This window comes from Halococcus agarilyticus (genome assembly GCF_000334895.1).
GTDB classification, from domain to species: Archaea; Halobacteriota; Halobacteria; order Halobacteriales; family Halococcaceae; genus Halococcus; species Halococcus agarilyticus.
Genome location: NZ_BAFM01000005.1, coordinates 168801 through 178824, shown reverse-complemented (window position 1 = coordinate 178824; position 10024 = coordinate 168801). Strand labels below are relative to the sequence as shown.

Sequence of the window (10024 nt, the reverse complement as noted above, 5' to 3'; positions counted from 1 at the left end):
GTTCTTCAACATACCATTGGCACATTCAAGCATTCCATTGAGGTTTCGCTTCCGACGCTTTCGGCTCGCCTTGTCGCCACCTTTGTAATTTTTGCCACAAAGTCCGGAGATGTCGAGAGTCTCTGCTGGGTAGATTTCGAGCGCCCACGCGCGGTCCGGCTGTGGTTCCTGCATCGGTAGAACAGAAACCGACCCATTGCTTAGCAACGGTCTGAGCACGTGCTTGACTCCGTGGAACATCTGTCGAAACGGGATGAGTCCGTATGGCGGGGACGCATTGTTCGTTTCATCCGTCGAACGTTTGAGATGCACCCCATTACCCTCTGCTTCGCGGGCCCGTTCGGAGTATGCTTCCTTCATCGCCTCCGCGGAGGAGTGTTCCGAAACCGAGTCGATAGTGTCGGACCACTCCTCAGCGTCGGTGACCGTCTTCGGAACGCCGAACGGGAAATCGAACCCGAAGACGGCCTGTTCGCGCTCGGCGACGAACTCGCGAAGTGCTCGAAGAGTCGCGTCTCGATCCGACGTTCCGAACTCGTCGGCCGCGGAGCGACAGTCCTGCACTTCGAGCCGATCGTCCCTGATATCGCCGCTCGTGATCCAGATGCTTTCCGCCGCGCTCGTTCCGCCGCTGAAATCGACACCGTGGATTCGTCGCTCTGGCACGCCACTCATTGATCGAGCGATGTGAGTGTCTGTAATAAAACTCGTGATCGGTGCCTCGAACCAGTCAGCACAGAACTCGAAGAGGTGTAGGTGAGGAAAGCGAACAAGTAAATACGGGTCGACAGCAGAATCAAGACCAATAGACGAAACGCCAAGAAAGCTCCTCTTCGTCGCCAAGAACTCGTGGAGGGGAACGGACCACTGGCGGTTCGAATCGGGGCGAGAGCCCTCGAATCCACCGGCGAGGAGGTCGCGTTCGGCGTTCCGTCAGCCGACGAGAGGGCTGCGGAGTTCCTCGGGGAGTACGGTCTGACGACGACGCGCTATGAACCACTTGGCGACGATTCCGCTGGCTCGGAGCCGTTCGGCGGCCTCGTGATCGCCACCAATGCCACCAACGGTGGCACCGACGGCGAACGTCCCGAGTGAGTGCCGGAACCCGTGGGGTTGATAGGTCGCGCGGGAGTACGAGGAGGTATGCCGGCAACCCTCGAAGTCGTCTGTACGGACGATAGCTGCGAGATGGACATGTTCGAGCTGCACTACACCTACGACATGCCCGACGACGTCGGCGTCGAGGACTTCCAATGCCCCTACTGCGGCGGCACCGACTGTCTCGACGCCGTCGAGCTATGATCCGCGACGTCGGCGAGTCGGTCGGCAACGCGGTGCTCGACGGGATGGGACGGATCGCGGGCCGCACCCAGGAGCGCCGCCCGCTCCCGACCGACGTCCTGGAGAGCGACGACGCCTACCTCGTGGTGTTCGACGCGCCCGCCGCGAGTTCGGAGGACGTTCAGGTTCGCTTTGCCGAGGACGCAGTCCACGTCCGGCTCGATCGCGTCCGCGATCATCACGAGGGCTTCGAGATGCGCGCGCCGGGCCGCGGGCTCGCGCTCGACGGCCGGGCCGCCCTCCCCGACGGCGCGGTGGTCGATCCCGAGGCCGCGACCGCGACGCTGACGAGCACCGGCACGCTCGAAGTCCGGATCCCGAAAGCCGAGGAGCGCGACGACGAGCCGGTTCGGATCTCGACCGCGGACGAGACCGACGCGACCGACGGTGTCGAGAGCGCCGTCGAGGAGATCGACGACGGGGACGACACGCGATCCGCGAACGGGTCGAACTGACTGTTCCGTCATACACCGCCGATCGGAGCGAAGCGTCGATCGAGCGTTCGAACCGGCGTTTCACAGGGAGTGGGCCGGTCCTGACGCCCCGAATCGAGCGTCGCGCTGCCGTCCGCCGCTCATCGGTGCTCCTCGAAGAACTCGGCGAGGAGCTTGTCGTGTGCCCTCCGGAGGTGGCGATGCAGCGTCGGCGCGGCGATCCCCATCGACGCGGCGACCTCCTCGGCGGTGCTCTCGCGCGGCCAGTCGAAGTAGCCGGCTCGGTAGGCGATCTCGAGCGTCTCGCGCTGGCGGTCGGTGAGGTCGTCGAGACCGTCGTCCGGGAACCGCTCCATCGTTTCGATCGATCGGTTCGATTCGCGCTTCGCGAGCAGGTTCGTCTTCGGGAACGCCTCCCGAAGGTGTTCGAGGAGCGCCCGGGCGTCGGCTTCGGACGCGACGTCGCAGGCGAGCCGACACTGCCCGGACGCGACGCGTGCCGACCGGACGTGCGCCCCGTAGGACGTGATCGGCACGAGTGGGGAACCGTCCACGATCCCGAACTCGAACAGGCCACCGTCGGCGTCCTCGTTGATGGCTCGCATGCTCGTGATTCCGGGTGCGTCGGCCGCCAGCTCCCGGACCTGCTCCGGCGTGGCACCCGCGACGGAGAAATAGGCGAGGAGCGTCCCCTCGGCGGCCGGCACCACGCCGTCGAGCTCGAACGTACAGTCCGCCCGCAGCGACGCGTCGACGAAAAAGGACGACCGGTCCGAACACGCGAGATCGAGTTCGACGACCGTCTCGGCGGCGAGCAGCTGCTCCTTCTCGACGGCGTTGATCGCGTGGCCGATCGTCTCGCCCAGCTCGGCGAGCACGGCGAGTTCGCGCTCCCCGAACGCGCCAGTCCGGGTGGTACAGAGGACCACGACCCCGTAGACGATCCGGTCGTGGAGCAGCGGGATCGACGTCCACGACCCCTGTTCCGTGGGTGCGTCGGCGATCGACTCGGGAACGATCCGCGGAGTGTCCGTCTCGGAACGACCCTCCGTCGCCGCCACCGCCGGGTCCACCGTGACGGCAGCGCCGCCGTCCGCCGCAGCGCCCGAACGGTCGTCGACCGCCACGGTCCAGCGGATCGATTCCCCGGTGTCGATCAGCCCCCGTCCGGCCCACGCCGCCCTGTAGGAATCCGACGCGACGAGCCGCTCACACACCTCGCGCTCGATCTCGTCGCGGGTCGTCGCCGCGACCAGTGCCTGATTGATCTCGCGGATGACCGTGTTGATCGCGTCGAGTTCGTCGAGCTCGTCGCGCTGTTGTCGGAGACGCCGCTCGCGCCGTTTCCGGTTCGTGATGTCGTGGAGGACGAGCGTGTGCCCGACCTCGCGATCGTGGTGATCGGCGATGGGCGACGTCCGGACCTCGTAGGTCCGATCGCCGCGTTCGAGTTCGGCGAGACCGTCGGGCGCGTCGAAGTCGAGATCGGTGTCGTCGACGAGTCGTTTCGCCGGCTCGCCCAGCACGTCGACCGGCTCGCGGTCGAGCACTGCCGCTGCGGCTGCGTTGGCGTAGACCACCCGGCGGTCGGTATCGAGGATGAGAACGCCGTCGTCGAGGTCGGCGATCGCGGCGTCGCGCCCGATCCGTCGGGTCGCCGGCACCAGATCGAGCAGCTGCTGTCGGAAGAGCGCGTAGCCGAACGCCACACCGGTGACGGTGAACGCGAACGGGGTGAGGTCGAACCCGGGCAACGGGAGCAATCCGAACACCGAGACGGCGTTGCCGGCGAGCGGGACGACCGTCCCGATCCCCAGGAGAACCGACTGATCGGCGTAGAGGTACTCCGAGACGACCGCGAGGCGAAGCAGCAGGAACGACGCGATGCCGATGAGCGTGTACGCGTAGAGGAAGTTCACCCAGAACCACGGCCCCAGCTGGTGTTGGACCGTGGCGATCCCGCCCACGACGACCACCTCGCTGTCGAGCCAGACGAGCCCGTGCCAGGGGTTGGTCCAGACCAGCGCGAGCGTCGCCACCGGAAGCGCCGAGAGCAGGCAGATCGAGCGCCGCGAGACGACCTCGTCGTAGCCCGTGTACGCCGTCGCGAACAGCAGCCAGCACACCGGGACGAACGCGATCCCGAAGTACTGGACGTTCTCCCAGAACAGGTGTGCCCCCGGATCGAACGAAACGGTCGTCGCGGCCCCGGCCGCCGACCAGACCGTCATGGCGGCCATCAGGCCGGCGAACGCCCGTGCGCCCGGCGCGCGCCGCCGTCGCCACGCGTAGAGTCCCAATCCGACAGTGGCCGCCGCTGAAACTGCGAGCAGCGTCACGTACACCGGAGCCGACCCCACCATCAGCCCGGCCTCCCCGGAAGGGTCTCGAACCGCCGATCGACGCCGTACGCGACAGTGACCGATCTCAGCCGGCTCCCTTTCCCGCTATCCTCGCGGTTCGTCGATCCCGTGAACGCCGCCCCCCGTTTACTTGGCACTTCGAAGCTGCGCATAGCTCGCCATCAACACCAAGTATCAACCAAAACGACAATAATTCCACCGCAGCTGTGCGATATCGACACACAACCGCTACAGACGGTTTTTTGACCGATCTCAGCCCCTCTGAAGCTAACAGCGATCGTCCGAACTGCCGTTCTCCTGAATCTACGACGACCTTCCGTCGGCAACATCACCAACGAGAACAACCCCGGGTGTCCCGCTATGCACCTAGCGTCGTGGTATATCACGGTCCGTGGCGACGCTACCGGTGGATCATGACGGGTCCAAACGATATCGCAAGCGAAGGAAGTGTCGACGACGGGGGCTGGCGGCAACACGTGTGGCCGCTCGACGCCACCTCGACGGAACCGACCACCGTGACCGGGACCACACGCGCTGGCGTTCGGGCGACGGGTCCGTTCCCGAGCGATCGGTCTGGTCGGCGAAGGGGCTCCACTGTCGGGAGGAGCTGCCGATGAGCGAACGGTACACGCTCGAGGGCACGGTCGTCTCACCACCGAACGGTCCCCTCGCGGACACGCGAATCGAAGCGTTCGACGCCGATTCCGGTCCCGACGACCTGCTCGGCACCACCGACACCGACGGCGACGGGCGGTTCGAACTGGTGTTCGACGTGGAGTTGATCGGCGGCCCGGAGGAGGGCGTGCCGGAGGTCTACGTCCGGGTGCTCGACGCCGACACGGATCTCCACACCGAAGCGGTCGCGCTGAGCGACACGACGACCGCCGTCGATCTCTTCGTCCCGGTGTCGACCGACGACGGCGAGACGGGTTCGTCCAGCGGCGGATCGATGGGCGGGTCGATGTCGATGGACGAGAAGCCGGGGATGCCGACGATACCCCACCACGGCACGGTCAACCACCGCGGGATGATGAACGTCCCTCGCGGCCCCGCCTCCCCGGGACACGGCCGATTCGGGCGGCTGTTCCCGTATCTCCAGGCCGCAGACCACGACGTGGCCTTCCTACAGGAGCTGGGGCTCCCGGACGGCCCTCTCGACGAGGGCGAGACGCCGGTCGAGGAAGCCCAGGCCCCTGCCGGCTACGTCTTCCTCGGCCAGTTCATCGATCACGACATCACGCTCGACCCGCTGTCGAGCCTCAGCCGGCAGAACGATCCCGACGCGCTCCGGAACTTCCGGACGCCGCGGCTCGACCTCGACAACGTCTACGGTTCGGGTCCCGACGTCTCCCGCCATCTCTACCAGTCGACGTTCGGCTCGGGACCGCACTCCGGCGACGGCGAGAAGTTCCTGCTCGGACTCAACGACGCGGACGAGCCGAACGACCTCTCGCGCACCCGCGACGGGACGGCCATCATCGGCGATCCGCGCAACGACGAGAACCTTCTCGTCGCCCAGCTCCAGCACGCAATGTTGAAGTTCCACAACCGGGTCGTGGACTGGCTGCGCGACGGCGAGGACGAGGAGGTGTTCGGCGAGGCCCAACAGCTCGTTCGGTGGCACTACCAGTGGGTCGTCCTCGAGGACTTCCTGCCGCGGGTCTGTCAGCCCGAGGTCGTCGAAGCGGTCCGCGACGAACGCGAGTACTACACGATCGACCGGGACGACGACGCCTACCTGCCGCTCGAATTCGCTGGCGCTGCGTATCGGTTCGGCCACAGCCAGGCACGCTTCGAGTACCGCGTCAACGACACCTTCGACGCGGACAACCCCCTGGAACTGTTCGGCACGAACTCACAGACGAGTCTGGGGCGTGGGTTCGAGCCAGTCACCCAGGACAGGGTCGTCGACTGGCGACATCTCTTCGCGATCGAGGGCGATATCGACCCCCAGCCGATCACCGGGATCGATCCGAAGCTCGCGCCCGACCTGCTCGATCTACCCTTTATGACCGCCGACGAGCCGTGGCTGCGATCGCTCGCCTCCCGAAACCTCGTGCGGGGCCGACGGCTCGGCCTCCCGTCGGGCCAGGCGGTCGCCCGGGCGATGGAGGAGGAGCCCCTCTCGAACGAGGAGATCGGGTTCGACGAGGCGCTGGAAGCGCACGACCAGCCCCCGAAGACGGAGGCCCCGCTGTGGTACTACGTCCTCGGCGAGGCACGCGAGAGAACGGGCGGCGAGCGACTCGGGCCGGTCGGGAGTCGGATCGTCGCGGAGGTGCTGGTCGGGCTGGCCGCCGCCGATCCGAGCTCGTACCTGACAGTCGAACCCGGCTGGGAGCCGACGCTTCCCGCACCGCACTCGGACGACGGCGAGTTCACGATGGGGGACCTCCTGGCGTTCGCGCTCGACTACTGAGTCGAACGTCCAGTTCGTTTCCGGACTCGGTCCGAGGTAGTGAATCGCGAGCCGACGGCTGGATACGGGCCAGCCAACGTCGGCGGAACGGTCATCCGTCGGAGCGTTCGTATTCGACGTCGTGCTCGTCGAGTAGGTCCGTGAGCGTTGCCATCCCCCGGTCGACGTCGAGACCCACCGTCTCGATATGCGTGTCGGGGTGTTCGCTCGGCTCGGTTTCGAAGTGTGCCGCCAGTTCGAGCCCGTCCGGGTGGTCGTACCCACGGAGATGCACCTGCCACCATTCGAGGCCGGACGGATGAGCCACGTATTCGACCCGTCGGAGGTTGAGGATCTCGCCTCGGTAGTGATAGGAGAGCTCCCACCCGGGCTCGAAATGGTGCTGGCCGAGCAACCGTGTCACCTCCGCGACCGACAGCGGCACGGTGAGCGAGCGAGTCGACGAGCGCGGCTTCGTGAAGAACGTCTTGCGCACCCACCAGAGACTCCGCCGGAGGTTCGCCAGCGGGGTGCGTGCGAGATGTCGAAGACGGTCGAGGAGTGTCACGAGTGGGCTCACCTTCCGTTTGCTCCTCGGACTCGACGCCCCAAACGTCCACCCGCTAGCCGCCTAGCGTCCACCTATACGACGATACGGCGGAACGCTGTCGGTGGATCATGACCGATCCGAACCACTCGACGGACGACAGCGGTATCGACTACGGACTCGACAGGCGACGCGTCATCCAGGCGCTCGGCGCTGGCGTGGGCCTCTCGGCGTTCAGCGGGATCGCCAGCGCTCACGGCGACGAGGACGAGAGCGACGGACGCATCCCCGTCGACAGGCTCCAGGACGGCAACGCGCTCGTCTCGGATCACGAGGTGCATCCGGTGTACGGGTTCTCCTCACAGGTCGCGAAGGTCGCTCCACCCGTCGAACCCGATCACGAGGTTCAGGCGCTCATCAGTCAGGGCGAAGGCGGAGCGGGGTTTTTCTTCGAGCCCACGGGACTGTACGTCGAGCCGGGCGACACGGTGAAGTTCACCATGGCGACGCCCCACCACAACGTGGTGGCGTACCACCCGCAGTTCGGCTACCAACGGCGGATCCCACGGCTGGTGCCGCCGTTTTCCGGGCCGTTGCTGCCTCAGGGCGGGTACTGGCTCTACACGTTCGAGAAGCCAGGCGTCTACGAGATGAACTGCGCACCGCACGAGATCTTCGGGATGGCCATGCGGATCGTCGTCGGCGAAGTGAGTGGCCCGGCGGCCGATCCCCTGCCGGACCTCTGCGCCCAGCCGCCGGGCGGCGGGGAGGGCGGTGGCGAGGGCGGCGAGAGCGAGGGACCATCGCTCCGCCCGCCGGGACTCACCGCCTACACCGTCCTGAGCGATCCGGCGATGGCACCGGATCGAATCGTCGAACGGGGGAGCGTGAGCTGGGAGGAGATCGACCCACAGAACAGACAGGTTTTCGTCCAGGTCGAGGGCTTCCCGCCGTGCGGACCGTCCGGCGGCGCTGAGGGGTAGCTCGAAGACGAACGCTCCTTCGCGACGTTTCCCGATCCGACCGAGGAACTATCGATCGACGATCGCCGCGACCTCGTGGAGGTCGTCCGCCTCGTAGGTCGGCGTCGCCGCGAGAGTCACGTCACGGCAGTGCGCTCGGCGGACGAACACCGAGTCGATGCCCGCCCGACGGGCCGCGATCACGTCGCTCTCGCTGTCGCCGACGTAGAGCGCCGACTCGGCGTCGAGGTCGTCGAGTGCTCGATCGAGGTAGTGTGGGTTCGGCTTCTTGTGCCAAAGACTGTCGACGGTCTTCTCGCGGCCGTAGTGGGTGTCGAAGGGCGATCGCAGCTCGAAGAACTCCAGCACGAACGCCACGGTGGAGTGGTGGTTGTTGCTCACGACGCCACAGGCCTGCGAGAGGTCCGTGATCGCCGCAACGTCGTCGTAGCGATCCCTGGTGCCCGCTCTGAACGCGTCCAGCTGGGAGCGTTCGTCGTGGCGCTCGCGCGCTTCCCAGAACGCGTCCGGGTCGAGGTCGTGAGCGGCGCAGATCTCGTGGAGCCGTTCGACGGTGACGCCGTTCACGACGTCGAGAACGTGGCGTCGATCGACCGCGTCGATACCCATCTCGGCGAACGCGGCCCGCGTCGCTTCGCGCTGGGTGTCAGGTGCCGGCGGCTCGATCAGGACGCCGTCGTTGTCGAACAGCACCGCATCGTACTCGGTCACTGCTCGGCCGTACCCGGGGGCGGGAGTTGCGCGTTTCGACACGGACGTTCCCGATGGCACTCACCGTACGAGCGGTGTGTGGGGTGTGATCGAGGGACAAGGGTTCGCTGAGAAAACAGCACCGATCCGGGCAGCGTGGCGGTTCGCTGTAGCGGTCGTGTGGTGGAAGCCTCGATGGTGGGGCCTGGCCGTTCGAGCGCGACGAGCGCTACTCGATATGGCCTTCGCGTCGGAGCTGGTCGGCGTCCTGGCTCTTGTAGCGCCACTCGATGTTGGCCTTCTCGTCCTGCCAACTCCACGGCTCGACGAGGACGACGTCGCCCTCTTCGATCCACGTTCGGTACTTCATTCGGCCGGGGATCCGGCCCATCCGGTTCTCGCCGTCCTCACACCGGACGCGAACGTGGTTCCCGCCGTTGTGTTCGGTCACGACCGCGAACAGCTCGTCGTCGTCGGGCATACGGAGGTTTCGACGCCCGTTTTGTTCACTCACAACCCTCATAGGGAGCCGACACAGTTAAGTCATGGGCATCGTCCGGTAGCACGGCACACGGCCCGGGAACGGCACACGGACCGGGAGTCGGAGTGTCTTTACGCGCCGACGTGCTCTGGCGGACGTGGATTCCTCCGAGGCCAGACGACGGTGGGCGGAACGAACGGGTGCGTACTCGCCGACGTACTACGCCCACCACGGGCCGAACGCGACGAGCGAAGCGATCCGCGAGCGCCTCGCATCCGTCGACCGCGACGCGGCGATCCTCGAACTCGGCTGCAGCGTGGGCCGCCACCTCGCGCACCTCCACGATCACGGCTACGAGAACCTCCACGGGATCGAGATCAACCCCGACGCGCTCGACGTGATGGCCGAGACCTACCCCGAACTCGCTGCCCAGGGCACGTTTCACGTCGACGCCATCCAGAACACGATCACCGGGTTCGACGACGGCCGGTTCGACGTCGTGTTCTCGGTCGAGACGCTGCAACACGTCCACCCCGACGACGACTGGGTGTTCGACGAACTCCACCGGATCACCGACGATCGCCTCATCACGGCCGAAAACGAGGGCGAGGCGGCGGATCGTCGGGGCGCGGCCACGGACGCGGTGAACGAGGTCGACGGCGTCCCGCTGTACTACCGCAACTGGAAGGACGTGTTCACCGACCGTGGCTTCACCGAGATCGGAGCGGAGCCGGTCAAACGCGGCACGCTTCGGGTGTTCAGGCCCACGCGAGACTGACCTCGCACG

General features: G+C 66.5%; 11 protein-coding genes. 6 read left to right on the top strand and 5 right to left on the bottom strand.

Translation table 11 applies throughout. The annotated features are described in order from the left end of the window. On the bottom strand, positions 1-675 hold a 675-nt coding region (locus TX76_RS05995), incomplete at its 3' end, for a hypothetical protein (RefSeq protein WP_049900304.1). A gap of 174 nt (positions 676-849) precedes the next feature. On the opposite strand from TX76_RS05995, the gene TX76_RS05990 reads away from it, so the two are divergent. From TX76_RS05990 to TX76_RS05985, 3 genes are read left to right on the top strand one after another with little or no spacing between them, the layout of a single operon-like run. Beyond that, on the top strand, positions 850-1095 hold the full coding sequence (locus TX76_RS05990) for a hypothetical protein (protein ID WP_049900301.1): 246 nt from the start codon (positions 850-852) through the stop codon (positions 1093-1095). Between the two features lie 48 nt (positions 1096-1143). Then, positions 1144-1302: a DUF7559 family protein gene (locus TX76_RS18005; protein ID WP_195156004.1), complete on the top strand. Its 159-nt coding sequence runs from the start codon at positions 1144-1146 to the stop codon at positions 1300-1302. After that, entirely contained in the window at positions 1299-1796 is a 498-nt protein-coding gene (locus TX76_RS05985) for an Hsp20/alpha crystallin family protein (RefSeq protein ID WP_049900300.1), read from the top strand. Before TX76_RS18005 ends, TX76_RS05985 begins: the two co-directional genes overlap by 4 nt. A 119-nt stretch (positions 1797-1915) precedes the next feature. Here TX76_RS05985 and TX76_RS05980 read toward each other — a convergent pair whose 3' ends face one another. Then, a complete protein-coding gene (locus tag TX76_RS05980; protein ID WP_049900298.1) occupies positions 1916-4138 on the bottom strand; it encodes a histidine kinase N-terminal 7TM domain-containing protein in 2223 nt (740 codons plus the stop codon). A gap of 613 nt (positions 4139-4751) precedes the next feature. On the opposite strand from TX76_RS05980, the gene TX76_RS05975 reads away from it, so the two are divergent. Continuing rightward, positions 4752-6557 (top strand): peroxidase family protein, encoded by a 1806-nt coding sequence (locus TX76_RS05975; RefSeq protein ID WP_154019015.1) that lies wholly within the window; start codon positions 4752-4754, stop codon positions 6555-6557. Positions 6558-6648: 91 nt separating this feature from the next. Here TX76_RS05975 and TX76_RS05970 read toward each other — a convergent pair whose 3' ends face one another. Further along, entirely contained in the window at positions 6649-7116 is a 468-nt protein-coding gene (locus tag TX76_RS05970) for a hypothetical protein (RefSeq protein WP_228842318.1), read from the bottom strand. A gap of 98 nt (positions 7117-7214) precedes the next feature. Between TX76_RS05970 and TX76_RS05965 the strand changes: the two genes are divergently transcribed. Then, positions 7215-8066 (top strand): cupredoxin domain-containing protein, encoded by an 852-nt coding sequence (locus TX76_RS05965; protein ID WP_049900291.1) that lies wholly within the window; start codon positions 7215-7217, stop codon positions 8064-8066. 48 nt (positions 8067-8114) lie between these two features. Here the strand turns inward: TX76_RS05965 and TX76_RS05960 are convergent, their stop codons facing one another. Next, positions 8115-8777 carry an HAD family hydrolase gene (locus tag TX76_RS05960; protein WP_049900288.1) on the bottom strand — a complete coding sequence of 221 codons (663 nt, stop codon included), beginning with the start codon at positions 8775-8777 and terminating at the stop codon, positions 8115-8117. A 208-nt stretch (positions 8778-8985) separates the two neighbouring features. Beyond that, positions 8986-9270, bottom strand: coding sequence for a translation initiation factor eIF-1A (eif1A, locus tag TX76_RS05955; protein ID WP_079890763.1), 285 nt, complete (start codon positions 9268-9270; stop codon positions 8986-8988). Between the two features lie 124 nt (positions 9271-9394). Between eif1A and TX76_RS05950 the strand changes: the two genes are divergently transcribed. Continuing rightward, positions 9395-10015: a class I SAM-dependent methyltransferase gene (locus tag TX76_RS05950; RefSeq protein WP_049900284.1), complete on the top strand. Its 621-nt coding sequence runs from the start codon at positions 9395-9397 to the stop codon at positions 10013-10015. The last annotated feature ends 9 nt before the right edge of the window (positions 10016-10024 follow it).

What these genes read in the sequence shown, in the direction of transcription:
- TX76_RS18005 (WP_195156004.1), top strand. Translation starts at nt 1,144, where the DNA reads ATGCCGGCAACCCTCGAAGTCGTCTGTACGGACGATAGCTGCGAGATG.
- TX76_RS05965 (WP_049900291.1), top strand. Translation starts at nt 7,215, where the DNA reads ATGACCGATCCGAACCACTCGACGGACGACAGCGGTATCGACTACGGA.
- TX76_RS05975 (WP_154019015.1), top strand. Translation starts at nt 4,752, where the DNA reads ATGAGCGAACGGTACACGCTCGAGGGCACGGTCGTCTCACCACCGAAC.
- TX76_RS05985 (WP_049900300.1), top strand. Translation starts at nt 1,299, where the DNA reads ATGATCCGCGACGTCGGCGAGTCGGTCGGCAACGCGGTGCTCGACGGG.
- TX76_RS05980 (WP_049900298.1), bottom strand. Translation starts at nt 4,138, where the DNA reads ATGGTGGGGTCGGCTCCGGTGTACGTGACGCTGCTCGCAGTTTCAGCG.